Annotated in this window: 24 protein-coding genes and 1 pseudogene; 8 read left to right on the top strand and 17 right to left on the bottom strand. The window is 70.9% G+C overall.

Features of this window, described 5'->3' with window-relative positions; genetic code table 11:
• Nucleotides 1-962: 962 nt before the first annotated feature.
• The 3 genes from ADK67_RS54645 (at nucleotide 963) to ADK67_RS14905 (ending at nucleotide 2,839) form a co-directional block, all read left to right on the top strand.
• A complete protein-coding gene (locus ADK67_RS54645; protein ID WP_269436001.1) occupies nucleotides 963-1,088 on the top strand; it encodes a hypothetical protein in 126 nt (41 codons plus the stop codon).
• 806 nt (nucleotides 1,089-1,894) lie between these two features.
• The gene (locus tag ADK67_RS14910; protein WP_053717030.1) at nucleotides 1,895-2,173 is read left to right on the top strand and encodes a hypothetical protein; all 279 of its coding nucleotides are present in this window, start codon (nucleotides 1,895-1,897) and stop codon (nucleotides 2,171-2,173) included.
• A gap of 159 nt (nucleotides 2,174-2,332) precedes the next feature.
• The gene (locus tag ADK67_RS14905) at nucleotides 2,333-2,839 is read left to right on the top strand and encodes a hypothetical protein (protein ID WP_157620381.1); all 507 of its coding nucleotides are present in this window, start codon (nucleotides 2,333-2,335) and stop codon (nucleotides 2,837-2,839) included.
• Here the strand turns inward: ADK67_RS14905 and ADK67_RS48980 are convergent.
• Together ADK67_RS48980 and ADK67_RS48975 are read right to left on the bottom strand one after the other, a co-directional pair.
• Nucleotides 2,821-3,291 carry a hypothetical protein gene (locus tag ADK67_RS48980; protein ID WP_082403484.1) on the bottom strand — a complete coding sequence of 157 codons (471 nt, stop codon included), beginning with the start codon at nucleotides 3,289-3,291 and terminating at the stop codon, nucleotides 2,821-2,823. The genes ADK67_RS14905 and ADK67_RS48980 overlap by 19 nt on opposite strands.
• Nucleotides 3,272-3,883, bottom strand: a complete 612-nt coding sequence (locus ADK67_RS48975; protein WP_082403483.1) for a transposase family protein — start codon at nucleotides 3,881-3,883, stop codon at nucleotides 3,272-3,274. Before ADK67_RS48975 ends, ADK67_RS48980 begins: the two co-directional genes overlap by 20 nt.
• 534 nt (nucleotides 3,884-4,417) lie before the next feature.
• Here ADK67_RS48975 and ADK67_RS14880 point away from each other — a divergent pair.
• The 3 genes from ADK67_RS14880 (at nucleotide 4,418) to ADK67_RS14870 (ending at nucleotide 6,741) form a co-directional block, all read left to right on the top strand.
• On the top strand, nucleotides 4,418-4,648 hold the full coding sequence (locus ADK67_RS14880; RefSeq protein ID WP_053717024.1) for a hypothetical protein: 231 nt from the start codon (nucleotides 4,418-4,420) through the stop codon (nucleotides 4,646-4,648).
• A gap of 231 nt (nucleotides 4,649-4,879) precedes the next feature.
• Nucleotides 4,880-5,122, top strand: a complete 243-nt coding sequence (locus tag ADK67_RS14875) for a hypothetical protein (protein ID WP_053717023.1) — start codon at nucleotides 4,880-4,882, stop codon at nucleotides 5,120-5,122.
• Between the two features lie 56 nt (nucleotides 5,123-5,178).
• The gene (locus ADK67_RS14870) at nucleotides 5,179-6,741 is read left to right on the top strand and encodes a pentapeptide repeat-containing protein (RefSeq protein ID WP_157620377.1); all 1,563 of its coding nucleotides are present in this window, start codon (nucleotides 5,179-5,181) and stop codon (nucleotides 6,739-6,741) included.
• 217 nt (nucleotides 6,742-6,958) lie between these two features.
• Here ADK67_RS14870 and ADK67_RS14865 read toward each other — a convergent pair whose 3' ends face one another.
• The 10 genes from ADK67_RS14865 to ADK67_RS14825 form a co-directional block, all read right to left on the bottom strand.
• Nucleotides 6,959-7,561, bottom strand: a complete 603-nt coding sequence (locus ADK67_RS14865) for a hypothetical protein (RefSeq protein ID WP_157620375.1) — start codon at nucleotides 7,559-7,561, stop codon at nucleotides 6,959-6,961.
• A gap of 182 nt (nucleotides 7,562-7,743) precedes the next feature.
• Nucleotides 7,744-7,899: a hypothetical protein gene (locus tag ADK67_RS50885; RefSeq protein WP_157620373.1), complete on the bottom strand. Its 156-nt coding sequence runs from the start codon at nucleotides 7,897-7,899 to the stop codon at nucleotides 7,744-7,746.
• 126 nt (nucleotides 7,900-8,025) lie between these two features.
• A complete protein-coding gene (locus ADK67_RS14860) occupies nucleotides 8,026-8,601 on the bottom strand; it encodes a hypothetical protein (protein WP_157620371.1) in 576 nt (191 codons plus the stop codon).
• Nucleotides 8,602-8,672: 71 nt separating this feature from the next.
• Nucleotides 8,673-9,161 (bottom strand): hypothetical protein, encoded by a 489-nt coding sequence (locus tag ADK67_RS14855; RefSeq protein ID WP_053717019.1) that lies wholly within the window; start codon nucleotides 9,159-9,161, stop codon nucleotides 8,673-8,675.
• A complete protein-coding gene (locus ADK67_RS14850) occupies nucleotides 9,158-10,348 on the bottom strand; it encodes a hypothetical protein (protein ID WP_157620369.1) in 1,191 nt (396 codons plus the stop codon). Before ADK67_RS14850 ends, ADK67_RS14855 begins: the two co-directional genes overlap by 4 nt.
• The gene (locus tag ADK67_RS14845; RefSeq protein WP_053717017.1) at nucleotides 10,345-12,387 is read right to left on the bottom strand and encodes a hypothetical protein; all 2,043 of its coding nucleotides are present in this window, start codon (nucleotides 12,385-12,387) and stop codon (nucleotides 10,345-10,347) included. Before ADK67_RS14845 ends, ADK67_RS14850 begins: the two co-directional genes overlap by 4 nt.
• Nucleotides 12,384-14,123 (bottom strand): hypothetical protein, encoded by a 1,740-nt coding sequence (locus tag ADK67_RS14840; RefSeq protein WP_053717016.1) that lies wholly within the window; start codon nucleotides 14,121-14,123, stop codon nucleotides 12,384-12,386. The genes ADK67_RS14845 and ADK67_RS14840 overlap by 4 nt, the downstream gene beginning before the upstream one ends.
• 9 nt (nucleotides 14,124-14,132) lie before the next feature.
• Complete coding sequence (locus tag ADK67_RS14835) at nucleotides 14,133-14,420, bottom strand: hypothetical protein (protein WP_053717015.1); 288 nt, start codon at nucleotides 14,418-14,420, stop codon at nucleotides 14,133-14,135.
• Nucleotides 14,417-16,468 (bottom strand): hypothetical protein, encoded by a 2,052-nt coding sequence (locus tag ADK67_RS14830; protein ID WP_053717014.1) that lies wholly within the window; start codon nucleotides 16,466-16,468, stop codon nucleotides 14,417-14,419. Before ADK67_RS14830 ends, ADK67_RS14835 begins: the two co-directional genes overlap by 4 nt.
• On the bottom strand, nucleotides 16,465-19,995 hold the full coding sequence (locus ADK67_RS14825; RefSeq protein WP_053717013.1) for a penicillin-binding transpeptidase domain-containing protein: 3,531 nt from the start codon (nucleotides 19,993-19,995) through the stop codon (nucleotides 16,465-16,467). Before ADK67_RS14825 ends, ADK67_RS14830 begins: the two co-directional genes overlap by 4 nt.
• Nucleotides 19,996-20,796: 801 nt before the next feature.
• Here ADK67_RS14825 and ADK67_RS14820 point away from each other — a divergent pair.
• Nucleotides 20,797-22,038 carry a GUN4 domain-containing protein gene (locus ADK67_RS14820; RefSeq protein WP_053717012.1) on the top strand — a complete coding sequence of 414 codons (1,242 nt, stop codon included), beginning with the start codon at nucleotides 20,797-20,799 and terminating at the stop codon, nucleotides 22,036-22,038.
• Complete coding sequence (locus ADK67_RS14815) at nucleotides 22,032-23,567, top strand: SPFH domain-containing protein (RefSeq protein ID WP_053717011.1); 1,536 nt, start codon at nucleotides 22,032-22,034, stop codon at nucleotides 23,565-23,567. Before ADK67_RS14820 ends, ADK67_RS14815 begins: the two co-directional genes overlap by 7 nt.
• Nucleotides 23,568-23,885: 318 nt before the next feature.
• Here ADK67_RS14815 and ADK67_RS55350 read toward each other — a convergent pair whose 3' ends face one another.
• The 5 genes and pseudogenes from ADK67_RS55350 to ADK67_RS55070 form a co-directional block, all read right to left on the bottom strand.
• On the bottom strand, nucleotides 23,886-24,242 hold the full coding sequence (locus ADK67_RS55350; protein ID WP_197289457.1) for a hypothetical protein: 357 nt from the start codon (nucleotides 24,240-24,242) through the stop codon (nucleotides 23,886-23,888).
• A 67-nt stretch (nucleotides 24,243-24,309) separates the two neighbouring features.
• On the bottom strand, nucleotides 24,310-24,444 hold the full coding sequence (locus ADK67_RS54640; RefSeq protein WP_269436000.1) for a hypothetical protein: 135 nt from the start codon (nucleotides 24,442-24,444) through the stop codon (nucleotides 24,310-24,312).
• A gap of 292 nt (nucleotides 24,445-24,736) precedes the next feature.
• On the bottom strand, nucleotides 24,737-25,006 hold the full coding sequence (locus ADK67_RS50875) for an RICIN domain-containing protein (RefSeq protein WP_157620363.1): 270 nt from the start codon (nucleotides 25,004-25,006) through the stop codon (nucleotides 24,737-24,739).
• Entirely contained in the window at nucleotides 24,916-25,530 is a 615-nt protein-coding gene (locus ADK67_RS55075) for an RICIN domain-containing protein (RefSeq protein ID WP_331459293.1), read from the bottom strand. Before ADK67_RS55075 ends, ADK67_RS50875 begins: the two co-directional genes overlap by 91 nt.
• 57 nt (nucleotides 25,531-25,587) lie before the next feature.
• Nucleotides 25,588-25,887, bottom strand: a pseudogene (locus ADK67_RS55070) (beta-L-arabinofuranosidase domain-containing protein); the annotation flags it as partial.
• Nucleotides 25,888-26,102 lie beyond the last annotated feature (215 nt).

Below are 26,102 nucleotides of genomic sequence, written 5' to 3'. Positions count from 1 at the left end.
GGTGGCCAGCCACGCCGACGGGTCTCCAGGACGGACGTCCAGAACGATTTCCGTCGGTGGTGGGGACGGGTGGGCGGCCCTACCGTTGGTCGCGGAAGCCCACTCCTCATGTGAGGTTCCCTCCCGAAGTCAGGTCCGACAGCCCGGACACAGCATCGGTCAGGTGGGCCCCCGCTGTTGGCGCAGCGGGGCCCGCCGCACACAGGACAAGCACCCCGCTCAAGCTCCGACCCCCGCGTCGGCGCAACAGCGGCCAGAGTCCAGTCCACGTCGCCCGACCGGTTCACGATCCAGCGGCTTCGCAACGAGATCGAGCAGTTGGACGTGCACCTGCTGCGTCATCACTCACGGCCGTTCCGAGCCGTCCAGGGCGGGCAACCACCGGACGAGCTGAGGTTCGGGTTCGCCCGACCTCCGTGGACCCCGAGCTGCACACGCTGACCAGCTTCGCCAAGTGGATCCAAGCCGCAGGCCCGACAACGAGCACAAGTCGCCGGAGCAGATATGCGAGGTCATGGTTGGCCTGGTCAAGCGGGGCTACCGCTTCTGTGGTCCGGTCAACCACTGGGTGCTGCTGTCCGTCGGCTTAGCACCGGTGCGTCGCGGCCCCATTCACCGCGCGTCGTGCGCCTCGACCACCGCGCCCGAGGTGGTAGTCGAGATGGACCTGGCGTTCGGGCTCGCCGTCCTCAGCTGCGGTGGCGGCGGAGCCGGGCGTTCGCGGGGGCGGCTGCATGGTGGTCGACAGGGTGCTGGTCAACGTCGCTTCGGCGGCGCTGTGCCAGGCGGTCGTCGCGCGCTTGGCGGCGGCCGTGGTGGACGCCGTGGTGGGACCAGGTGCGAGCCGATCCGCACGTGGTCGACGAACTCGCCTATGACGGGCGCGGCCCGGTGCAGGTGATCGCGCTGCGCGCGGGGGATCGGCTGGTGCCGCTGCGTCCCGGCCACGGCACGCTACGGGCGTGGCCCGTGACCGAGGGCGTCGCCTGGCCGGTGAACCGCTGGCCGAGATCACGGTGGACGTCGACCCGGACCGGTGGGTGCCGGCTGCCCGGATCGCCGAAGCACGGCGACCCCATCTGGTCTGATCCTTCGAACCCGACGATCGGGATTGCAGGCCTGATCAGGGGATATCGGACTCGTCGGGGCCACCTCTAGAGGCGTCCACCCAGGCCAGTCAGTCCGCGACAGCGACTCCGAGCGCGGCGACGCGCCCGAACGGTGTGACCGCGCTGCTGATCGGAGTCGGGGTCGGTCTCGGGCAGCGCCTGGCCGACGCGCTGCTGTCCGCACGTCGGTGACACGCCGCCCGCACCGTCCAGCCATGTCTTCTGCCGACTTCGTTCAGGTCATGCTCGACTGGGTGGGGGAGCCGGCGCATCTGCGCCTGACCCTCAACGCCACCCGCACCCTCGCGCGCCCGGATAGTGCCCGCACTGCTACGCGGCCGGCAGGGTGGAGGCGGCGTGGTGGACCCGCGCCGATGCCCCACGCGGGCCAGAATTCCGGGGTGGCAGCCTGGCCCTACCCTCACGCTCACGAGGACTGCGACTCCTGCGTGGCCGCTGACTCCGAGATCGTCGTGCACTACGACGCCCCTGCCCTCCCTCGACCGGGACAGCCGTTGTGCCGCGGCTGCGCCGGACCAGTGCTGGCCCACCTGGTCGGCCTCGGACACGTCATCACCGTGCGCGCCCCGGCACCCGCGCACCCGTCACAGGCACGACCGGTTGCGACAGTACGGCGAACACGGTGGCCCAGGCGAAAGCCACCCACGATGCCGGATCGGCACCCGGTCGGGACGACGTCGTGCCCGCCCGCCGCGTCGGGGGCGTGCGCTGGACGGTCGAGGCGGCCGAGGAGATCCTGCGCCTGGCGCTGCCCCAGCGGGTCGGTGTTCCTGCGCGCGCTGATCGAGGAGGGCGGCACCGCGACCGTGACCAGGCTGCGTGAGCTGACCGGCGAGAAGAATCTGCGCTACATGACCCTGACGTTGAACACCGCGGCTCGCCGGGTGCTGGGCGGGCGCAAGGACGGCACCGGTGAACGGCTGCGCGTGGCCATCCCCTGCACCGACCCGACCCAGCCGCGGTCGACGACTGTGCACGACTACACGCTGCCCGAAGAGTTGGTCCCGATTCTGGACGCGGCGCTGCGGCACCTGGGGCGCTGATCAACCGAGCCGTTCGGTGACGGCGAAGTCGAGGCTGAGCGCGAGCCGCCGAGCGGTTGGCCTGTGGTGCTGCGTCACCGCGCGGTTGCCAACGATGTGCTCACGCCATCGCGCTGGCTGCCCGTTGGGCACCGGACTGCGGACTGCTTGGATGACCGGATGCCGTTAGGTCAGCAGTCGTTGTCGGCAGGGGAGCCCTGGTACGCCTCGGGCACGGTCTGGACGATCGTCGGGATCGTGGTGGCGGTCGTGCTGGGCTGTTGGGCGGTGTGGGCGGCGTTCCGATCGGCACGGCCGCGTCGGGCGCTCTACATCACGGTGGACCAGGCGGTGTTGCTGCCGCGCTCGGCGCCCGGTCTGGAGCATCGGCGGCTCGAGGCGTCCCTGGAGGGCCGGGGGTTGACCACGCCCTACGTGGTGACGGTGGGCGTGGTCAGTGACAGCGCGATGGACAGCGCGCCGGCGATGTTCGGCGGTGCACCGTTGGTGTTGGATTTCGGGGTGCCGATCCTGGCGCTACTGGACAAGAGCTCGGTCCCTGGGCGGCCGCGGGTGCGCGAGCTGGCGGTCTGGCACCACTGGGCCCGTGTACGCCAGACGGGGCAGCTCGACCGGGGCACCCTGCAGGGCGGCCACGAGGTTGGTGGCTATGTAGGTCGGAACTGACTGCGGATGTCGGTCAGTTCCGACCGCCCTTGCGGATCAAGCGCGTGATCGATGTCGGCGTTCGCGGCCCGGGCGAACCGCCGCGCTGTCTTGCGGTCCAGCCGCAGCGACCGCGAGATGCCGCTGATCGATTCACCCTGGGCCAGCGACTGCTGCACTGCACGGTAGTGCTCACGGATCCAGGCGACCACGGCTTGCGCCTCGATGCGGTCGACGTCCGCAGCGATCGCGATCTGTTCCACGTCCGATGGGGCAACGGGATCCGAGACAGGTTCGGGACCTCCTGATTCGGGGTCGCGCAGGTCGTGGCGGTGCTGTCTGATCGTTTTCTCGATGTGGTCGGCCAGGCCGTGCCAGAGGTGCCAGCGGTTGGCCACTTGCCGGGCGTCGGGTGCGCCCAGGCGCGTACCTTCGGCGTGCGCGCCGGCACGATCACGGCAGCCGACGGCCACGCCGGGTGCGAGTGGAGCCACTCGGTGAGGCTGTCCGCGGTGCGGTCGGCGAGCAGGTCGATCGGCCGGTGGGTGGCCATGTCCAGCAGGATGGTCCCGTAGCTGCGGCGGCGTTTGAACGCGAGGTCGTCGACCCCAGCACCGTGACCGGCCCGATCGGCGGGTCGGGGACGGCGCGGACCAGGCGCAACAACGTGTCCTGGCCGGTCACCAGGCCGAGGCGACCGGCCAACCGGGCTCCGGCACGAGCCGCCACCGCCAGACCGATCGACTCCAACATCCCCTGCAGCCCCGGGCTCCTCCGCGTGCGCACTGTCACACCGTCCACCTGCTCGGCGAACGTCCTGACCGGACAGGTCCCGTTGTCGCAGAAGAAGCGGCGCATCCGCAGCCACAGCACCACCGGCGATCCCGCCACCGGCGTATCGGCCACCCGACGGTCGTAGTGGCTGTGTACCCGGCGTGACCCGACCCCGCATGATGAGCAGGTACGCATATCCGCCTGGGCGGATACCCAGATCCGCACCCCGTCCGGTGCCTGCTCGATCTTCTCGACCACCATGCCGGCCAGGTGCGGCAGCAGGTCCGCCAACCCATCGTAATCACAGACCGCGAACCGACGCTCGCACGGACCCAAGGAAGTTGATCACGGCACGCGGGACTCGGCGGGATCAGTCGCCGGGCGGGCCCCAGGTGCCCTTGGGTGGCGGTGGCGATTGGGTGTCGGTCTCGTCCGTGGTGGGTGGCGCCGTCGATGAAGCGGATCAGTGAGTCGTCGTGTTCGACCCGTCCGGGGAACGGGTCGCAGGCGGTCAGCCTGGTGAGGGCGGCTACGGGCAGTTCGACCTGGGAGCCCAGGAGCACGAAGTTGCCGAAGCGCCTGCCGCGGAAGACCGCGGGTTCGGCCAGCACCCAGACGTGGGGACACGGCGCGGACGGTGGCGGTCTGGGCCTTGGCGAAGGCCAGCTTGGGAACGACCCGCTGGGCCAAGCCGCCGATCTCTTTCAAGACCTTCACATGTCAGGTAACGGGAAGGCGTCCTTGATCCTCAGCGGGTCGTTCGGCACTCATTAGGTAACGGGGGGCTCCGGTCGGCTACCGCGCAAGCGTCCCGACCGACTGCGAGTGACCTGTCGTGGCACGCACGGCATCCGCTACTCCACGGTCGCTAACCCGTTGCTGATCGCGGCCACGACTGCGGGCAACCCCGCCGACGCCGACCCGTGGGACGAGGCGGACTGGTGCCAGGCCAACCCGGCCGTGGGTGACTTCCTGTCGCTGACCGCGCTGCGGGAAGGAGCCCTCGAAGCGCGCAACGACCCGCTCAAGAGAACGCGTTCCGGCAGTTCCGGCTGAACCAGTGGGTCAACCAGGCGTCGCTGTGGATGCCCATGCACCTGTACACGGCGTGCACCGGCACCATCCGCGACGAGCTCGCCGCCCTGCGCCGGCAGCTGGCCCGCCGCCCCGCTTGGGCGGGCTCGACCTGGGCCTCGAAACTCGACCTCACCGCCTGGTGCCTGATCGTCCTGGACGGTATCGACGGCCACCCCCGCGCTGTGGTGGTTCTGGCTGCCCGAAGCCGGGGTGACGTTCCTGGACGAACGCACCGAGGGCCGCGTGTCCCGCTGGGTCGACCAGGGCTGGATCACCGTCACGGACGGAGAGGTCATCGACTACGAGAAGGTGGAGGCGGACATCGTTGCCGACACTGGCCTGTCGCGGGTCGCGGACATGATCTGCGGCGAGATCTCGTTGGCGTACGGCCCGGAGAATCGCGCACGGCAAGATCGCCAACCTGACCATCGGCCCAACCGGGGTGGCGCGTGAAGTTCGTCAGCGCTCGACACCCGCAGCTCGTCGTCCACGATCTGGGCGTCACGTTCGTGGACGGCGAGGCCGAGGTGACCGACAAGAACATCATCGAGACTCTGCGTGGTCTGCCGGTGAGCTGGGTGTGTGCGACGGGTGGCGACCGACGAAGGGTCACGCTTCGGAGTGAAATGCCCGGTCAGCGTGGTGCCAGGCGGGCAGTCTTGGTTAATCAGGTGGACAGCTGCCGAGGTCGGGAGGACTCGTCGATCATGCGCCTACCCCGCGGGAGGAGCCGCCCGAGGAGATCGCCGCGGACGCTCCGCCTGCCGTTCATCGGGCACCTCGCGCTGTGGTCGGCGCTCGGCGTCCTGGTCGCCGCGGGCACGGCCTGGTCGCTGTGGCTGCTGCTCGGGCGACCGCCCCTGACCCCGGCGACCAAGACCCCGGCCGGCACGCAGGAGAAGTTCGACGCGGTCAAGATCGCCCTGACCGTGGTGGCCGGTGTCGGTGGGGTCATCGCGTTGACCGTCGCCTACCGCAAGCAGCGCCTCGGCGAGGCGGCCGAGCGGAGGGAGGAGACCAAGGTCTTCACCGACCGGTTCACCAAGGCGTCCGAACTGCTCGGCTCCGACCAGTCCGCGGTCCGGCTCGCCGGGGTCTACGCGATGGCGGCACTGGCCGACGACTGGGACGACCACCGGCAGACGTGCATCGACGTGCTCTGTGCCTACTTGCGGATGCCCTACGACCCTCCCGCTGTACTGCCCGCACCTCCGGCGCGGCGGGGAATCGGCCTGCGCAAACCACGCCCCGGCACCAACCGCACGCCGACCCAGGTGGCAAGTCCGCAGTCCGCACGGGAAGACCCCCGCGAGGAACAGCAGGTCCGGCACACGGTGATCCGCGTCATCGCCGCACACCTGCGCCCCGACGCCCCCGTGACATGGGCAGGCCGGACTTTCGACTTCACCGGAGCGACCTTCGACGGGGGCGACTTCAGCGGAATAACCATCGATGGCGACACCAACCTGATTTTCCGAGACGCGACCGTCTCCAGCGGCGCCGTCAACTTCTGGGAGGCGACGTTCTCCGGCGGCACCGTCGACTTCAGCCAGGCGACGTTCTCCGGAGGGACCGTCGCATTCGCGGGGGCGACCTTCTCCGGCGGTACCGTGACCTTCTGGGGGGCGACGTTCTCCGGCGGCATCGTCCACTTCGGCCAGGCGACGTTCTCCGGTGGCGGCCACGTCAACTTCGTGATGGCGACGTTTTCTGGCGGCAAAGTCTACTTCAACCAGGCGACGTTCTCCGGCGGCACCGTCGACTTCGAGGCAGCGACGTTCTCCGCCGGTGACGTCCGCTTCCTGTTCACGACGTTCTCCGACGGCACCGTCAACTTCGGGCGCGCGACGTTCTCGGGCGCAACCGTCGACTTCTGGCGCGCGACGTTCTCCGGCGCAACCCTGGACTTCGAGCGCGCGACCTTCTCCGGAGGACGGGTGGATCTGTCCCAACCGGACGCTTACACCGTACCGCCGATCTTCGGCGTACTGGCTGCCGACACCTACTCGTGGCTGCTGCTACCCGACGCAGCCGGCGATCAACCCACGCAGGTGGGCGACTTGACGCAGTAGGGCGATGCGGTGGTCGCCTCTCTGGCTACGGTCGCCGACGTTCAGGCGCGTACCGACGTCCAACTCACCCCGAACAACAGGTCCGCGTGGCCGTGCTCATCGGCGATGGAGGCCCGGAACCGCAGCACGTTCTGCGACGAACCAGTCCAGCGCCTGCTGTTCGCCGACGATGTCGAGCGGTTGTACCTCCTCGGTCGGCTGTTGCAGGGCGATGCGCTCACGCTGCGGTGCGATCTGACGGTCCGCGGCCGCACAGGTCTGAACGTAGAAGTCGAGCAATCCGACGCACCGCGGCTCGACGGTGGGCGTCGGGCTCCTCCGCGGCGGCCAGTTCCGCGGAGTAGCTTCGCAGCAGGTCATGGAATTGGTAGCGCCCTGAGCTGAGCCGCTCCACCAGGTGCGCCCGGACCAGTTCGACCATCGGAGCTCCCACTTGGGCCGGGAGAACACCCACGAGGGCGGCCGCCGTGGCCGCGCTGACGGTGGTGCCGGGGTGCAACCCGAGGAGGCGGAACAGACCGGCGGCGTCGCGGCTGAGGGCACGGTAGGACCAGGAGAACACCGCGCGGGCACCGCCGTGGTCGTCACCGGCGTCGAGAGAGTCGAACCGTCGCTGCTCGTCCCGCAACTCCTCGGCCAGGGTCGCGAGCGCTAGATCCTGCTGCGTCATGGCGCGCGCTGCCACCAAGGCCAGCGCGAGCGGCAAACGCGCGCAGAGTCGGATAAGCCTTCTGACGGCGCCGGGTTCGGCTTCCACCCGTTGCGCACCGAGTCTTCGCCTCCACAACTCGATGGCCTCGTTGTCCTCCAGCACCTTCAAGGTGATCGGACGCGCGCCTTCTCGGGCGACCAGACCGGTGAGCTGGTCCCGGCTGGTGACGAATGTCAGGCAGGTCGTATGACCGGGCAGCAGCGGTCGTACCTGCTCGGAGCGTAGTCGCGTGTGAGCCCGGCGGTGAACGAGTGCAACTGCGGAGAGTTGTCCGCTTGCACCGCGGCGATTCATGCAGCGAGGCGTTCGCCGTGCAGGCCCGTCATCATCTCCGCGAAGGCCGCGACGTGGTGGGCCAACCTCTCCAGCGCCGGGCGGTGTGCCAGGATCTCGTTCAGCCGACCGCGCTCGCGGTCGTCGAGGTCGTCCGATGTTGCTGCATCCATCGGGTCACGTCTCGGACTTTCGGTGGGGCAGGGGTGGCGGGTGGCTGTCGTGCCTCCTTAGTTCCGTTGCTTGCGCAGGTAAGGGCTCTCGCTCTACCAGCGACGATGACTTTCACGCGGCACACGCTACGCCCGGGCTCGTATCGCTGCCGCCACTGACTCGACACCGGCCCAGCGCACGTGGTCGGCTGGGCCGACCTCCACGCACAGGGCGTGCAGCGGGTCCGGGTCCAGGGTTCGGAGGGTGCGCAGGACGTCTGGGACGCGGTTGACGCCCAGTCGGAAGTGGGTGGGGGCCTGGACCATCCGCGACACGCGGCTGCTGCGGCAGTGGACTGCGGCACGTTCGTCGTTGTGCCTGGTCAGTTCGCGGCTCCAAGATGTGGCCAGCAGGAGTTCGGCCGCGTTCCACATCGGGGCCTCGCCCACCACCGACAGGTGGGCGCGGGCGGCTCGGCTCAGGTACCACACCAGGATCAGGCGGCCGGAGAAGGCGGCCGCCGGGTCCGCCGCCACGCGGCCCAGGACCGACAGGGCGGTGGTGCCGGGGGTGGGCAGAGTGGTGGGGCGCAGGGGGAGCAGCAGGACTGCCACGTTCGTCGCCGCGTCGATCTCGAAGGGGTCGATGGTGGTCGCCTCGACGCCGCGGGTGGCCAGGGCCTCGCACAGGACGTCGCCGACGTCGTGGCCGGTGCCGTCCACGACCACGGTTCCCCGGTGGACCACTGGGTCCGGTTCGGGTGGCAGGGGTCTCCGGCGGCGCAGGAAGCCGATCACGACGGGCCGTTCATCAGGAACAGTTCGACGAGCACGTCGCCGCCCGCCCCGTCCGACGTGCTGCCGATGTAGGCGCGGATGTCCACGGCCGAGGCCAGTTGTGGGATGCCGGCGGGGACGATCAGGGAGAGCAGGTGTTCCGACACCACGGCGCCGTCACCCAGCGAGCCGGTGCGCGAGACGCCGAACAGCAGGACCAGGCCCACCTTCGCGTCCGGACCGATCTCGGCGGTCAGCAGGTCGCGGAACCTCGACGCGGCCTCGGCATCCGGGGTCGCGGGCATGAGGAACTTCTTGGTGGTCAACGACAAACCCTGCGGTGACCCGACGGCCGACGGCGGCGCGACCGGCGCCGAGGCGGCCGGGCGGTGGTCGGAGATCTCCGAGCCGATCACCACGACTACCAGCAGCAGGGCCAGTTCGGCGAACAGCCAGCCGGATGTCCCCAGGGTACCGGCCGCGGGTGCGCGGCGGCGGCGCCTCACCGCTCGTCCTCGTGCTGGTCGTCGGCGGCGCGCAGGCCGTCGGACACCAGCGCCAGCCAGTTCACCTCGTTCACGACCTTCCCCAGCTCCACCACGGTCTTCTGCAGCAGCGCGGACGTGCTGTCCAGCCGGCCCGCGGCCTGCGCGACCACGTCGGCCACGGCGGTGAACGGCGCCTGCGCGGCGGCCAGCGCCTCGGTGTGGCCGACGTACTGGTCGGAGATGGAGCGTGACTCGGCCAACTGCTCGGACGACCGGGACAGCACCCGCTCCGAGACGTCCACGGCCCGTTGCGCGGCCTCGGCGGCACCCGACACGTCCGCGACGACGGTCGCCAGCGGGTCGAGCCGGCTGGTGATCACGGCGGCGGTCCGGTCCAGCTCCTCGCGCACCTCGGCCAGCCGCTCGGCCTGCTTGCCCAGCTCCGGGAGCGTGGCGATCAGCCGTTCCACGCCCGCGACCAGCCGGTCCACCACCGTCGTCGAGTTGGCGAGCCTGCTCGTCGCGCCGCTGAACAGGCGGGCGGCGGCCGACAGTTCGATCGCGGCCTGCCGGGTGTGCTCCTCCACCTGCACCGGTCCCAGGCGCGCGCGCAGCACGGCCAGCGGGGCGAGCAGGTCGACCTCAAGGCTGTGCACGACGCGGTCCACGTCGTCGGCCAAGTCCTGGGCCTTCGCCGGGCCGCGGTGCCGCCACATGATCACCAGCACGGTGAGCACGATCGCGAACGACAACCCGACCGGCCCGCGCCACAGCGGCTGGGTCATCCAGTCGGCGAAGAACGACGGCCGCGCCACCGCGTCGATCGAGGTGAAGTCCTTGACGTAGCCGTACTCCGCGATGCCGAGAATGCCCCACGTGAGCACGACCGGCACCAGCGGCAGCGTGCTGCCCGGCCGAGGTACGGGGTGCTCGACGATCGCGCGCAGGTACCCGGGTTCGCGCAGCTTCCACAAGTCCGAGTCGCGGTCTACGGCCGCCGACCCGGCCTGGGCCTGCCTGGCCTGTTGCACGGCCTCGCGCAGCACGGCGTCCAGCTGCGCCAGGTGCGGTGGGCGGGTGCCCGGGCCGCACTTCGCGACCCGGTCCAGCTCGGCGACCGCGCGGGTGGCCAGCCGGTCGACCTGGTCGGCCGCCGACTCGGGCGTGGGCATGTGCGGGTGCATCCGTGGTTCTCCGGTGGTCATCGTTCGAGCATGTGGCGGGTCAGCAGGAAGATGGCTACGAACATGGCCAGCACCAGCACGCCCAGCAACAGCCACCGGATCAGTGGCCAGTGCGCGGACAGGTCGGGCAGCCGCCGGCGCTTGCCGACGACGGGTGAGGGGTGCGAACCCCACGGCGGGCTGTGGTCGGCGGGCTCGGTCCGGGGCGGCGAGGTCTGTGGTGTGCTGGGCGTCGGTGTGCGCGGGGCAGGTTGCGGCGTCGGTGTGGACCGCGCAGGCTCAGGTGCCGGTTGCGACGGCGGAGCGGGCTGCGCCGGTGCGCTCCGGCCGACGGTCCGGACCTTCTTCGCACCGGATTCCAGCCTGGCCGCCGCCTCCATGTAGACCTTGCGCCGTCCGGCCGCGGCCGGGTCCAGGTTGTCGGCCTCGGTGCGCAGTGCCAGCACCAGCAACGGCACCGGCAGCTCCCGGGCCAGCCGGGTGAAGTGCGCGAGCCCCGCGGCCAGCACGGCCGGGCGGCGCTTTGCCTCGACCAGCCCGTGCACGTCGATCAGCCACTTCTCGGCCCAGGTCGCGCCGCCCTTGGCGTACCCGAGGTCCAGCGCGTACTCGAGCAGGTCCGTCACCTCCCGCTCGTCCGCGCCCAGCCCGACGAACTCGGCCGCGACCTTCGGTGGCACGCCCGCGAGCCCGTCCAGCACCCGCCGCACCTCGGTGATCGGGTCGGTCGCGGCGGCCAGGAACGCCCGGCTGTCCGCGCCCAGGGTCTTGGTGTCCCGGATCTCCGCCACGATCCGCCCGGTCGGCACGCCGTAGATCCCCGAGGCCGGGTCGCTCGGCGGCACACCGAGCAGGTCCAGCCACGACTCGTGCGCGTGGAACCGGTCGTGCAACGGCCGGCCGGGCGCGATCACGTAGTCGCGCACGAACTCCACTACTAACTCGTGCCGGTCCAGCCGTGCGCGCAGCAGCCCGGCGAGCTTCACGTCCCAGCCTGGTACCACTGACGCGGCGGGCGGGAACAGCGTCGGGTTCGCGCCCGGCTCGGCGAGCCGGTGCAGGTCGAGCACGCTGTCGAACACCACCTGTTCGTGCGCCTCGGGCAGCCCGCGCACCAGCCGGGTGATCGCCTCGCGGGGCGAGGCGGCGGCCCACTCGGCGAGCAGTTCGCGGCCCCGGCCGAAGGTCAGCCGGTCGTCGCCCGCGTCGAGGAGTCCCGGCACGTCCCGCCGGTCGAAGTCCAGCTGTCGGGCCGCGATCAGCGCGGACAACGCCTCCAGGTCCGGCTGCGCCGCGTAGTCCGGCGGCAGCGCCAGCCCCAGCCCGGCGAGCTCGGCCAGCCAGTCCACGACGGCGTCCGCCTGCGGGTGCCCGACCGGCGAGCCCGCGCGGTCCGACGCGCGGTCCAGCCACGACCGCAGTCCCGCGTTGCCACCGGGCAGCACCTCGGGCCAGCGCCCCGTCACGATCGGGCGCGGGTCCTGCACAGGTCTGCGCACCAGGTACGTCGACCACACGTGCCGGGCTACGACGGCCGAGGGCAGCACGGCCAGTAGTGCGCCGATCGTGGCCGCGACACCCAGCGCCGACCCGGTGAGCACGATCCTGGTCTCGCCCGCGAACAGCCCCCGCAGCCCCGCCGCGACCGCGTCATCGGACACCGGCCGCCGCCACGTGTCGGTGGGCTCGCCCACGTCCGGGTGCGCCAGCCGGCCGTCCGGGCGTACGAGCTGGCTCGCGCCGCTCCACAGCCGGTCCGGGGGGAAGTCCGCGCCCGCGAACAGGAACTGGCACATGCCCGCCTGCCCGAACGCACCACCGCGCCCCTGCACCGCGAAGCACCAGTGCGGCACGCCCTCCACGTCCACCTGCCGCAGGCTCCACATCGGGTGGTGCCGCCCGTCGTCGACGGGCTCGGGCGGCTGGGGCACGTTGCCGCCCACCAGTTTCGCGGCGGCGGAGGCGAACGCGGCGGGCGGCGCGGGGCTGCCGTCGGCGACGTGCGGCACGAAGCCGCCGCCCTCCAGGTCTCCGTACTCGACGAGCACGAACTCGGTCATGGCCGCAGCCTCCCCAGCACGCACAGCAGCAGTTGCGACAGCGCGCTCGACGGCGCGCTGAGGTCGGTGAAGCGCCCCTTGCCCAGCGGTTTGAAGCTCACCGCGTCGTCGGCGGTCGGCACCGGAACCTGCCCCAGCGGCGAGCACAGGAAGAAGCGCAGTTCGCGCCACTCCTGGCCGAGCATCCGCTGGGTCTGCTCGCCGAACCCGAGACCGTAGACCAGACCGCACGTCAGCGCGGACATCACCAGGTCGCGGGTGCGCATCACCCGCGCCTGGCCGACCACCAGCGAGTCGATCAGGTGCCGGTCCAGCGACGGCACCTGGATCAGCCCGGGCGGCAGCAGCGCCGACGGGTCGCCCGGCGGGATCTTCACGGTGTCCTTGCGGCCCAGGTGCACCAGGTTCCACAGCGCGGTCGGGTTGTCGAAGTGCGTCACGAGCGCCTCGGCGATCTGCACCGCGGCCTTCGTGCGCACCTCGCCGTCGTACTGGTTGCGGGTGATCCGCTCGACGACGGCCTCGGCGCCGGGGTCGAGCCGCAGCCGTGCCGTCGCGTGCCGCTTAGCGGCCTCCAGCAGGTAACGCGCGGTGCCGGTGACCACGTCGCCGAGACCCTCACCCGGGTGGTCCAGGCCGTCCGGGTCGCGGCCGATGTCGCGCAGCGAGCGGCCACCTTCCAGCATCAGCCGGACCAGGTCCGCCTTCGTCACGCACACCAGCACCTGCTGCGTGCCGCCCAGGTCGACGGCCAGCGCGCCGGACAGCTCGGCGAGCTGGCGGGCCAGCCGGTCCTGCACGCCGTTGCGCTTGCGCCGCACCCGGTCGTGGTCGGCGTTCACGTCGGCGGCCGGCCGCATGCTCGCCCGCATCACGCGTGGTGCCTGCGACTCGGGCAGCAGGTGTGAGAACTCGGTGACGACCGGGTCCACGACCCACAGCAGCGTGCCGTAGTTGCGCAGCAGCCGTTGCCGGTCGTCGGCCTGCACGGTCCGCTGGTCGAACAGCTCGCCCGGCAGGTCGGCGATCGCGGTCAGTACCCGCTCGGTGCCGATCTGGTAGCGCCGCACGATGGGCTGCCGGATCCGCTTGCCCCACTCGTTGCCCGCGGCGTGGGTCTCGTGGATGCGGTCGATCTGGTCGACCAGGTCGGCGGAGACCGTGTCGTTGAGGAACGCGACCGGCATCATCTCGCCGAGCTGGGTCGCGTTCATCGGCTGCCCTTCCTCCTCGGTGCGCGCGTAGTGCGCGGTGAGGACGTTGAGTGGGTGCTCCTCCAGCATGTCCGAGGTCTGCGGGTCGATCCGGGTGCCGTCGGCGTCCCAGTCGACCGCGTCCAGGCCGGTCGGCGTGAGCTGCTGGTTGAGCGTGCGCAGCACGAGGTAGCTCTTGCCCGCGGCTGTGCCGCCGATCGCTGCGGCCACGTCGGAGCGGTCGACCGTCCACTCCGGGTCATAGCGGGCGCCGGATGTGCGGATGTGGTCGAGGAACACGTGGCCGTCACCGCAGATCCGGTAGTACCAGCGGATCCGGCGCTCCTGGAAGCCGGCAGACGCCCACGACTGGTCGCGGCCGAACAGGCCGATGCGCCACTCCATGTCGCCGGGTTGGCTGCCGTGCACCTGGAGCCAGAGGCTGGGCGGGCGCGGGTAGCCCTCGTCGTCCAGTGCGGGCGGCACGCCGAGGTCGGCGTAGCAGGCGGGGCACCGGCGCAGCCGGTCGAGATTTTTGGTCATCGGCGGTCCTCAGGCGGGGCGGGTGAGCAGGACGGCGAGCACGATCAGCACGGGGACGCAGGCGACCAGCCACAGCAGGCACTGCCGCTTGGCGTACGACCGGCCCAGGTCCGCGGCTTCCTGGAGGTAGCCGTGCAGGCGGGCTTCCACGTCGCGCGCGGCGGGTTCGGCCAGGCCGCCCATCGCCCAGTCGACGACGCGGTGGTCGACGCCGTCGTCGTTGCGGCCACCCAGCGGCAGTGCCTTCACCGCGGCGGCCAGGTGGTTCGGTCCGGTCTCCAGATACTTCGCGATCACTTAAGCCCTCCCGCGACCGTCAACACCAACAGCAGCAGGGACACGCCGAACGCGATCCGCCCCAGCCACAACCACTTCCCGTACGCCTGGCGCGCGACCTGCTGTTGAGCGGCGCGCACCCGGTCGACCAGCTCGTCACGCCACTCCGCCCACGCGGGCGCGCGCTCGTTGCGCACACCCGTTCGGATCGCGGTGACCTCGCGCCCGAACCGGCCGACCGCGACCCGGTCCACCTCGAGCGGCTCCTCCACGCGCTCCGGACTCCACAGCGCGGTCAGCCGCTCCAGCCACCCGCTCGCCGTCCACGAGTCGTCCAGCAGCGCGCCCGGTCGGAACGCGGCGGTCAGCGCGGCGGTGAACCTGGCCCACTCCGGCGACCACGCGTCCTCCAGGGTCTCGGTCACGAACGCGACCGAGTCGACCGGTCGCTTGCCCTCCGGGCCGCGCAGCAGGGCGTCGACCTTGTCCACGCCGATCAGCGCGGTCAGCACCACGAGCACGAACCCGAACCGGTCGTGCTCGGTGAGGTCGATGGTGTCGCGGGCACCGGGCGCGCGGACCTGCTTGGCCGCCCGGATCACCTCGGCGGAGGTGTACTCCGGGGTGAACCGCAGCTCGCTCACCGGACCCACGGCCCGTGTGATCGCGTCGCCATCGACCAGCACGTACGTGCTGCGGCCCTGCGCGTCGAGGTGGTGGCACACGTTCTGCGGCTTGATGTCGCAATGTGCCACACCCAGGTCGTGCAGCTTGTCCACACCGGCCGCGAGTGCGGTCAGCGCGGCGAGCTGCACGCCGCTGGGCGCCGTGCCCAACTGCTCGTAGCCGGCCCAGCCGACCACGTCCAGCAGCGGGCTCGCCACGATCACGAAGCAGCCCGGCTGCGGCTGGTCGGGCACGCCGAACCAGGCGGACAGCCTGTGCTCGGGCCCGTCGGACACCGTCATCGGCGCGGACCGGGTCGTCAGCACCTCCGGTGGCGGTGTCGCGGCGACCAAGTGGATGGGGGCAACCGCCCAGACCCGTTCGCCGGCCTTGCCCGCGACCGCGTTCGCCTGCCGTACCAGGCCCGCCTGGGTGGCCAGGTGCCGGCGCAGGTACGCGGCGTGCTGGGGTGTGGCGCAGCGGTAGATCTTCACGTGCAAGCGCTCGTCCGAGCCGGGGTGCGTCGCGGTGGTGTGCAGGACCTGCACGTGCACGTCGCGCACGCGGACATCGTCGCGCCCGGTCACCAGCGGGAACCGGCGCCCGCCCGCCTTCGTGCCCGGCTCGGGGGGCTGGACCAGCAGCGTGCCGGGATGGCCGGGATCGGCGTACTCGGCGGGGTGCGGCGCACCGTCGAGCACGTCGGCGCCGCCGCCTGGGCCGGGCACCTCGTCGCTCCACTCCACCAGCTCGTAGGTCAGCGCGCGGGTCTCGCCGTCGACCCGCGAGGTGTAGCGGATCTCGCCGGAGGCGGGCACCGGCGCGCCGTCCGCGACCAGGTCCACCCCGTCGACGGACACGGCGTAGTCGAGCCGTTCGGCAGCCCGGCGCGCGCTGAGCACGCCGTCGCGGTAGCGCAGGTCCACGAGGTGCCCGTGCGGCACGCCCGCGATCGACTGCGGCAGCAGCAGCCCGATTCCGTCGTAGCCGGTCGCCGGGCGCACCAGCGGCAGCCAGTCCGCGCCGGGTTCGAGCAGGAAGTGGAACTCCACGCCGGCGAAGCCCAGCACCAGCAGGCGCGCGGACCCGTCGGTCTCCTCCTCCGGCTCGGGTTCGGTGGTTTCGACCTTGGGTAGCGTGCAGCGGACGTCGCACGGGTCCGCAGCGTCCACGGCCGTGTCGAACTCGACGCGCACCCGGCCGTCGCCGTCGCCGAACGTCGCGCGCACCTCGCGCACGCCGTTGCGCACGTCGTTCTGTGCCTCGGCGGGCAGCGTCCACGGCGTGCGCACGAGGACGTGCGGCACCTGGCCGTCGGCCAACGGCTCCAGCGCGAACAGCCGCTGCTGCACCTCGGTGATCACCGTGGCGCGCACGTCCCTGACCCAGCGTTCGTCGCTCATCCCCGCACCTCCACGACCTCGTCGATCACCCGCTGCGCGAGCCACCTGGCCCGGCGCGATCCCGCGTTCTCGTCTTTCGTTTCCACCGCGACCGCGAAGGCGACCGGCCCGGTGGCGGTGTCCAGCGCGCCGACGACCCAGGCGACCTGCTTGGCGAACTCGCCCGCCGGCGGGTCCTGGTCCGGGCCGTACAGCTCGTGCGTGCCGGTCTTGACGCGCAGCGCGTGGTCACCGGCCCGCAGCAGGTGCGCGGTGCCGCCGTCGTCTTGGGTCACGCCCGCGAGTGCCTCGCCCAGTTCCCGGGCCTGCGTCTCGGTGAGCACCTGCCGCGCCTCGCCCCGGTACCGCCGCTCGTTCCTCCCGAACGGGTCGGCGGACGCGGCCACGACCGTGGGTTGCACGACCTTGCCTCCGTTGCCCAGCGCGGTCATCACGGTGGCCATCTGCAACGGCGTGCCGACCACCCGGCCGCCGCCCAGGGTGTTGTTGCCGATGCCCTCCATGCCCTCGGCGTCCACGTTGGCTGGCACGCAGGAGGCGGCGCCTGCCGCCGGACCGGCGAGCCACGCGTGGTTCTCCGGTGTGGTGCCGTCCAGCGCGCAGAAGCCGAGGGCGGTGGCCGTGTCGCGGATCTTCGCCCAGCCCAGCTGCTCGGCCAGCGCGACGAACGCGGTGTTGCACGAGACCACGAGCGCCTGCTTGAGGGTGATCTTCCCGGCGGCGTCGGTGCCGCGGCACGGACCGTCGACGTGGTTCTTGATCGGGAGCCCGGACCGGGGCTTGTAGGTCGGCGGCGAGGGGATCTTGGTCTGCGCGGTGGTCCCGGGCTCCTTGAGGTACGCGGCGGCGACCACGACCTTGAACGTCGAGCCGAGGCCGTACGCGCGGTCGAGGGCGCGGTTCTGGTCCAGCGCGGGCAGCTTGTCGTCCGGGGTGCCGGGTGCGTACCGGCGGCGCTCGGTCAGGGATTCCTCTTCGAAGTCCTCGGGTTTCTTGTCGAGGGACCACTTCTTGCAGCGGCCGTCCCACTCCAGGGTGTGGCAGTCCCGGTCGGACTCGTCGACCCGGTCGCCGGTGATGGGCCCGTACTCCTGGTGGTTCTCGAGGTAGGAGTCGACCTGGCCCTGGTCCGGTTCCCCGGACTTGGCGTCCTTGGTCCATCCGAGCGCGCTGGGCGCGCTGGAGGCGGTGAGCACGTGCCCGGTGCGCGCGTCCACGATCACGACACCGCCCGCGAGCGGTCCCTCGCCGTCGGCGTCGGCGCGCAGCGCTTCCGTGGTGGCCTTCTGGAGCTCGGGGTCGATCGTGAGGTCGGCGTACCCGACTCGCGGTCCGCCGGGCGTGGGCAGGACGCGTTCGCGTAGCGAGGTGCCCGAGCCGCCGTCCAGGATCGGGTCGAGCGCGTAGGCCAGGGAACTGCTCGCGCCGTGCAGGCGCAGCAGCCCTGCCAGGTCGGAGAAGGCCAGGGCGGGCTCGCCGACCGGGCGCCACACCTGTTCGGCGCGGTCCCGGACGTACTGGACCCGGCCGTCGATCCGGAGTTCGGCCGACGTGCGGCGGTTCGCCGTGCGGTCGGTGGAGCACCGCGCCGGGTCGACCCGGGCGTCCTGGGTGAGGCAGAACGGGCGGTCCTCGGCGTACCGGCCGTAGGGCGCGACCGTGATCGTGGCGGCCAGGAGCACCGAGCCCAGGAACATCGCGATCAGGCCGACCGGCGCGACCCGGCGGAACCGGCCGTGGCGCAGCCCAGCGGGCACGGGGGAGTGGTCCACGACGGCGCGCGGGGTGTTGGCGGGCACCGGGTTCGCGGGCCGGTCGGCCCGGTACAGCAGCCACACCGCGATCAGCACGCCGGCCGTGAGCGCGAGCGTGGACTGGCCGCCGCGGGACAGGAACGGCGCGGTGATGCCCGAGTGCGGCAGCAGGTTCAGCGTGGTGACCAGCACGAAGCCGAACTGGGCGACCAGCATCCCGGCGAGGCCCGCGGCGAACAGCCGGGCCGCGCGGATCCGGCGCTGCGCGGCCGGGTCGTCCGCGTCGGTGTACCGGGTCAGGTGCGTGCGGCAGCGGGCCAAGGCGACCGCGAGCATGGCCAGCAGCATGGCCAGCAGCACGATCACGACGCCGCCGAGCTTGTTCCACACCACGGCGAGGATGAAGTCGGTGCTGCCCGCCGGTAATCGGCCCAGCAGCGTGTCGGACAGCCCGCGGCCCCACAGCCCGCCGTCCGCGACCGCCGCCATCGACTGCGCGATCTGCGAGCGCTTGCCCGCGGAGGCGCCGTCGAGCGTCTCCAGGCACGGCACCAGGCCCTCCGGCGTGTCGGTCGGCTCGACCACACCCTCGGGCGCGGGCGCGCAGCCCACCGACCAGTTGAACGTCCACGGGTGGTGCCACGCGTCCTGCCGGGTCTGCACGTACGGCATCTGCAACACCGGGATCGCGACCAGGACCACCGCGCCGAGCGCGAACCACAGCGACCGGCTGGAGTTCAGCGTGTCCCGCAGCCGCGCACCGGAGCGAACCTGGAGGCGCAGCAGGAAGACCACGACCGTGAACGTGGCGGCGAACAGCGGGATGGTGGGCCCGATGTCCCGCTTGAGCAGACCGACGAGGCCGACCGCGCCGAAGATCGTGAACGTGTAGGAGACGTGCTTGCTCGTGGCCAGCGCCCGGCGGGCGCGGCGCCAGGAGGCGTTGGCGAAGAGCTTGCCGGGCCGGACCTGGAAGCCGATGGCGTAGCGGGCCAGGATCACCGCCAGCACCCAGATGTAGACGACCTTGCCGTACTCGGGGGTGGCGAAGCCGAAGAAGGTGAGGTCCGCGTCGTTTTCGCCTTCGGAGTAGAAGATCGGCGCCACGAACAGCAGCACGACGGCGGCGATCCCAGCCGGGTAGACGGTCGAAGGCCGCTTCGGCAGCTTCCCGAGCAGGTCGGCGAACCTCCGCGAGTCCACCACACGCTCGGCGAACAGCAGGCCCGCCAGCACCAGCAACGGCAGCGCGACCGAGCGCGCGACCTCCTCCAGGGCGTCCCGGGTGAACGAGGGCGCGAAGCCGACCGACGGGTCGGGCACGACCACGAGCCGGATTGCCATCACCACGCCCACCAGCAGCAGCATCGCGGTCGAGAGCAGGACCGCGAGCACCGGACCGGCGACCGAGTCCTCGCCGCGCCGACCGTGCTCGGCGCGCAGCCGCATCGCGGCCAGGAACACCAGCCCGCCCAGCAGCCCGGCACACACCAGGAACCACGGCGCCAAGCGGAAGACGCCGACGCACGCGCCCGAGAGCACCAGGGCGAGCGGGATGTAGAGGGCGGCATCCGGTCCGCGCAGGTAGCGCGTGCGCCCCTCGTGCACGTGCCGGGGCGGTGCGCCGTCGGCGGCCATCACGGCGCTCTCGCGGCCGGTCAGGAAGCGGAAGGAGTTGACGAGCGCCAGCACCAGGCCCGCGAGCAGGACCAATCGGCTCCAAGCCGTCGGTCCGGCGAAGAACAGCGCCAAGGCCGCGACGATCTCCGTCATTCGCTCCGGGTCCTCCCCAAAGAATTGTCGTCGGGCTGATCGGGGAAACCCCTAGGGGTGTTACCGGGGTTCCGTGATGTCGGCAGGGTGCGTTCCGTGACAATGTCGTCACGCTGTCGGGTTCGTGGACTCCACCTTACCGACGCGAGGCGCGTCGGGTGGTTGCCTTCGAACGGCCGGAGGTACATCAGGTCGCGCTGATTCCACCGCCTCAGCGTGGCGACCACGTCGGCACCGCCTCAGGATCCCTTGGTGCCGCACGCGTGCGGGACCGCAAAGCCCGTGGTCGATTTCAGTCCGAAGGGAATCGATGCGGAATGTGAGTATCCCGCGCTTCTATCGATCGCGTCATCGAGTGCAAGAGGTAGGTCAGGTTCGCGACCGTGTTTGCCGAGCCGGTTCCCCACGTCCGTTCGAGGGTCGCCGCCAGAGCTTCCAGTCGGCCGGTGTCGTCTTTCGCGGAGCCGGGCGCTGTGACCAGCCGGTTTCCGGTGCGGTGAAGCGGAACCGCACGGAGTGGTGCGAACGGCCGTAGCGGTCCAGCGGGTCGTCGGTCGCACCCGTGGCGTCGGTGGTGTCCAGTGCGGTGGTGAACGGCAGCGACGTGATCTCGGTGGCGTGGTCGAACCCCGGCGGGCCGACCGCCGCAGCCCGGCGAACAACCCTGACGTGGGATAACGGTCATTCGCCGACGAGGTTCGCCGCAATTCTGCGGTATGTACTGCCTTCCTGGTCGCACATTGTCGTTCGTGTCACAATTTCGAGTACGCGGTGGGTAGCCCTCGATTCGAGGAGGCACGGTTGGCACTGATCGAGCGGTTCGTCCTGGGCTTCGACATCAAGGATTCCTCCCTGCTGTCCGCCCGCCTGCAGAAGAAGCTCTACGAAGAGTTGGACCGGATGCTCGACGAGGCGTCGGCGCGGGTCGGGCTGGACCGGTCGGGCTGGGTCAGGCACCCCGGCGGCGACGGCGAGATGGCGGTGTTGCCTGCGGACGTGGACCTCGTCGCACTGGTGGGCGACTTCGTGCTGTGGTTGGACCGCAAGCTCACCGACCACAACGAGATGTTCGCGCCACCCGCGCGGTTGAGGCTGCGGCTCGCGATGCACACCGGCGCGCTCACCACCGCCCCGTTCGGGTTCGCCGGTCCGGCCCTGGTCACCCTGGGGCGGCTGCTGAACTCCCGGCCGGTGCGCGGTGCGCTGGACGACACGTCCACAGCCAACCTGGCGCAGATCATCTCCGAGTCGCTTTTCCACAAGGCTGTGGTGGCGGAGCTCGAGGGGTTGCGCCCGAGCCGGTTCCGGCGGGTGGAGGTGGACGAGAAGACGTTCCATGAGACCGCGTACGTGTACGTGCCCGAACCACCCCCGAGCCCTCGCCCGCCGTCGGTGCCCGGTGGGTCCGCGACCAGGGTGGGACGTTACGAGCCGTTGATCAGCACCATCATCTCCACCATCCCGCCGCGGTCGCGTCCGGTCGTGCCCGAGTCGAAGCTGCGGCGGGCCGAGCAGGCGGTCGTGCCCGAGTCGGAGTCGCAGCGGGCCGAGCAGGCGGTCGTGGTGCTCGGCGACGACGTCCGGCGGTTGCTGAACGAGTTGAACGCCGCGCTGGAGGACCACGCCTGGGAGCGGGCCGACGCGCTGACCACGACGACCCTGCTCGCCGAGGTGGGCTGCGTGGAGACGGGGTGGCTGCGTACCCGCGACGCCGCGCGGCTCACCGACCGGCTGCTCACCGAGCTGGACGCGGCCTGGTCGCGGCACTCCGACGGCGTGTGGGGATTCCGCGCGCAACGCGCGAGATCGCCAAGGCCGTCCACGGCGGGCTACTTCCGGTCGCTGTCCACGACGTTCGGGTGGAGCGCGGACGGCGACGGGGCCGACCCGCCCTACGCGGAGCTCGGTCGACGGGCGGATCGCTCCCGGTCGTTCTTCCCGACGTTGCGGAACCCGGTCCGCGAACAATTCCCCGAGTGGCACAACGAATGGTCGAACACGGTCGAGGCCACCCATCGGCGGCTGCGGGACTGGGAATGCTGAAAGGCGTGGTGGTCATGGCGGTCCTCTGGGCGAGCCCGGCGGTGCTGTTCGCAGGCTGGCTGGCGTTCACGAGTTGGTGCCGCCTGTCCGGCGACGAGGTCGGGATCGTGGAGAAGCGCTTCGGGCTGCGGCGTCGCCGCGACGACGACCCGACGGTGAGCCTGTACGGGGCGAAGGGCGTGCAGGCCGACGTGCTCCTGCCCAACTCGACCACCTTCCTGCCGAAGTTCGTCTACGACGTCCACCGCGTGCCGCTGATCCACGTCCCCAACGGCACGGTTGGCGTGGTCGTGGCCAAGGCCGGCCAACCCCGCCCGCCGGGTCGGCGGATCGCGAAGCACGTCGAGTGCGACCACTTCCAGGACGCCGCGGCCTTCCTGCGCGGCGGCGGCGAGCAGGGCCGGCAGCAGCAGGTGCTGGTGGGCGGCACCTACCGGATCAACACCAGGGTGTTCACCGTGATCACTGTGGACCGCCCCGAGGACATGGAGCGCGAGGAACTGACCAGGCAACAGCTGACCGACGTGGACGTCGAGGTCGGCGAGGCCGGCGTCGTGATCACCCAGGTGGGGGAGAAACCCGATCCCGACGAGGTCGGCCCGGTCGTGACCGGTCACGAGAGCTTCCAGCTGCCCTGGGTGTTCGTGGCCAACGGCGGGCGGCTGGGCGTGCAGCGAGAGACGCTCGAAGGCGGCGGCCACTACCCGCTTAACCCGTGGTTCACGCGGGTGGTGAAGGTGCCGACGCGCGTGCTGATCCTGGAGTGGAACCGCGAGCCCAAGCCCGGCGGCAATTTCGACGCGTCGCTGGAGCAGATCGTGCTGGACGTGCAGGGCTACACCGTTCGCCTGGACATGAAGCAGACCGTCCGCATCCCGCCCGATGTCGCGCCCAACCTGGTCATGCGCTTCGGCATGCGCGGACCCGACGCGCAGACCCCCGTGCAGCAGTTCGTGCAGAAGGAGCTCGCGCCGACCGTGAGGAGCTACTTCCTGCGCAAGGCGTCCGGGTACCGAATCCAGGACTTCCTCACCCGTTACAACGAGGTGAGCGACGACCTGGCGGCGGCGGTGCGGCAGGCGATGGCCCCGACCGGCGTGCAGGCCATGCGGACCACACTGGAGGAGTTCGAGTGCGACCAGCAGGAGATCAACGAACTACGCCGGGAGATCGCCAACCAGGAGAAGCGCGCCCAGTTGGAGGCCGTCCGGCTGGACCAGCTGAACGCGTTGCGCGAGAACGAAGAGGTGCTCGTCGAGATCGAGGTGCAGAAGGTCAGGGTGGAGAGGGAACGGGCCAAGCTGGGTCTGCTGGAGATCCGTACCCTGGTCGAGCTGCTGGGACCGGCGCAGGTGGCGACCGAGCGGATCGTGCGCGAGCTGGCCAAGGCCCCTGTGCCGCAGGTCATCGGCGGCAACGGCGACATGGCGCAGCAGTTGTTGAGCGTCATGCCGATCGCACAGGCCAAGGACATGCTGATGACCCTGCTGGAGCGGCACCCACCCGAGCCGCGCGCGGTGGAGGAGTAGCGCGGGCGTCGGTCGTGTGGTGACTCGGCCGCGGTCGACCTCAGCCGGCGGCACGCGGACGGGTGTGCGACCCTGCGAGCAGTTCGCCGACCAGTGGGCCAGTGCGCACATCCGCGCCTCGCTGCTCCGGCGTGGTCGGCCCTCTCATCGCCGCACCACAGGACCAGCGCGGTCATCGTGCCGTCGCCCGGCGTCATCCCGCCGACCAGCGTCGGCCGTTGACATCGACGACATGTTCGGCAGTTATCCCGGTACCCGTGGTCGTGCGCCTAACCGACCACAGTGCCGCCAGGACGCCGACCGAATGCGGCACTGCCCTCACCCACCTCGTGTGGGCGCCAGAAACGCTGAATTGGGGATGCTGAGCTGCAGCGATCGCGCATCATGGATCCGCTGCTGCGCCAGCCTCCGTCCCGGCACGGTCACCGCCGCGACCAAACACACCTGCGCGCCATTGCCCGCCGGTGGCAGCACCCCGACACCGCCTCCGAAATGCGCATCGTCGCCAGCGACAACATCGACCCGCGTCCGATCCGAACCGGCCTGGGCACGCATCTGCGGCGTCGCCCCGTTACCGGCGTCCTCCGGCATGACCAACCACCGACTCAACCGCGGCGGACACCGCCAGGCCAACGCCGCCTCTACCGCGCCGTCATCGTCCGCATGCGCTTCCACCAACCCACCATCGCCTACGTCGCGAGGAACCACCGAAGGCAAACCAAAGCCGAGATCACCCGATGCCTCAAACGCCTACTGGCCAGTAGCCGGTGAACGGCTCCAGCGCCTCCGCCCTGCGTTCGGTCATCGCCGACAAAGTGGTGAACAGCAGGGCGACGGCGGCGACCAGCGCGCCGACCCTCGTCAGTGCTCGTGACACGGATGATCTCCCTTGATCACAGGGTGCGGACGATTCGGTGCGAGCAGTCCCCATCACTCGGGGGATGAGGTTTCGACAGGTACTGCTGATGCCGTGCGACGTCTCGATGGACGTCGTGGGCACCTGACGGCTCTGCGGGATCAGATGAAGGACCAGAGGTGGTCGTTGGTGCCGTTGTCGTCCCAGATGACCACCTGTGCACTCCGCGAGGTGGAGGCGCCGTTGACGCCGAGCACGCGGCCGCCGTTGGCGCGTGGATGCGGAAGTAGCCGCCTGAGCCGTGGCGGAGTCGTCACTTGTGGTGCGCGGTGCCGTCGTCGGCCCACTGCACGGCGCGGGCGCCGTTGCCGGTGGTCCCACCTTCGACGCCGAGGACCTTGCCGCTGTTGGAGTTGCGCAGCCGGAAGTAGCCGTCGGAGTCGAGCAGCGTGGTCCACAGGTGGTCGGCGGTGCCATTGCCGTCCCACTGGATCACCAGGCCGCCGTCCGCGGTGGACATGTTCTGCACGCCCAGGAGGAGGCCGCTGCGCAAGTTCTGGATGCGTCGCGTGCCGACGGGCACGAACCGCCAGTTGTTGTCGTGCTGCCGTTGTCCGGGTCTTGGACGGCCTGGGCGCCCTGTGCGGTGGAGCCGTTGAGGATGCCCAGGACCTTGTCGCTCTTGAGGTTGCGCAGCCGGACCGCGGCGCCGTCGATGACAAGGTGCCAGTTGTGGTCCGGTGTTCCCGTGTCGCCCCACTGCAAGGCTGAGCCACCATCCGCAGTGGACATGTCCCGGATGCCAAGCACCATGCCGCTCGCCGCGTTGAACAGGCAGTAGCCCGTGTTCGAGCCACTGCCGGTGTTCCAGTACACGGTGTAGTTGTGGCCATGGGCGTCGTAGAACGGGCCGAGGTTGACGGTGGCGCCGTCGGCGGTCGCGGTGAACGCCAGCGACGAGGAACTGGTGCGGGTGACGGAGGCGGTGGCGAGGGACGGGAGCGTGCTGAACGCCGTGTCGCCGTGGTTGCCGGACAGCACGACCGGGCCGTAGGTCACCGCGGCGACCTCGGTGTTGTCGTTGGCAGGCTGGATGACGACTCGCATCGGCAGGCGCACGGTGACGGCGTCGCCCGTGGCCCACGTCCGGGTCAGGCTCGCGTAGGTGCCCGGAGTCGTGGTGATGTTCTGGGCGGTGACGTTGACGTTGATGGTCGCGCCGCTGGTTCAGGGCGGGATGCGCAGTCGCATGGTCCACGACCCGGCGGCGTTGCCGGTGACGGTCAGGGTGGAGGTGTCGGATACCGGGAAGCCGGTGGTCTGGCTGACGGTGATGTTGCGCTGCGACCACGTGAGCACGGACGGCGTGTAGAGGTTCACGGTCAGCGTGGCGCCGTTGTGGAAGTAGATCGAGTCGGCCAGGCGGGTGTTGACTTCCAGGCCAGGGCGGCGCCCTGGCAGCACCAGAAGATAAGGATGATGAACGTGGCCGGACCGGACGTGGTCGACCTCGGGTTCGCCAGGGCCGACGTCGATTGCGAGGCGCGCCAAGGCACGCGCATCGAAGGTGCCCTCACCGACGCGAACACCACCGGCGATGGTGGTGATCACCTGCTACAACACCCGACGGGCGGCGTTCCGCCAGTCGGGGTGTCAACGGCGTCCGAATGTCAGATTTG

Source organism: Saccharothrix sp. NRRL B-16348, from assembly GCF_001280085.1.
Taxonomy (GTDB): Bacteria; Actinomycetota; Actinomycetes; order Mycobacteriales; family Pseudonocardiaceae; genus Actinosynnema.
The sequence above is the reverse complement of the archived record's forward strand: the minus strand, read 5'-3'. Positions and strand labels throughout refer to the sequence as shown.

Bases quoted from the DNA above. Each gene is read 5' to 3' on its own strand.
- ADK67_RS50885 (WP_157620373.1), bottom strand. From the start codon at position 7,899: ATGGATGCAGCAACATCGGACGACCTCGACGACCGCGAGCGCGGTCGG.
- ADK67_RS14850 (WP_157620369.1), bottom strand. From the start codon at position 10,348: ATGACCACCGGAGAACCACGGATGCACCCGCACATGCCCACGCCCGAG.
- ADK67_RS55075 (WP_331459293.1), bottom strand. From the start codon at position 25,530: ATGCGAGTCGTCATCCAGCCTGCCAACGACAACACCGAGGTCGCCGCG.
- ADK67_RS14825 (WP_053717013.1), bottom strand. From the start codon at position 19,995: ATGACGGAGATCGTCGCGGCCTTGGCGCTGTTCTTCGCCGGACCGACG.
- ADK67_RS14840 (WP_053717016.1), bottom strand. From the start codon at position 14,123: ATGACCAAAAATCTCGACCGGCTGCGCCGGTGCCCCGCCTGCTACGCC.
- ADK67_RS14815 (WP_053717011.1), top strand. From the start codon at position 22,032: ATGCTGAAAGGCGTGGTGGTCATGGCGGTCCTCTGGGCGAGCCCGGCG.
- ADK67_RS14845 (WP_053717017.1), bottom strand. From the start codon at position 12,387: ATGACCGAGTTCGTGCTCGTCGAGTACGGAGACCTGGAGGGCGGCGGC.
- ADK67_RS14905 (WP_157620381.1), top strand. From the start codon at position 2,333: ATGCCGTTAGGTCAGCAGTCGTTGTCGGCAGGGGAGCCCTGGTACGCC.
- ADK67_RS14830 (WP_053717014.1), bottom strand. From the start codon at position 16,468: ATGAGCGACGAACGCTGGGTCAGGGACGTGCGCGCCACGGTGATCACC.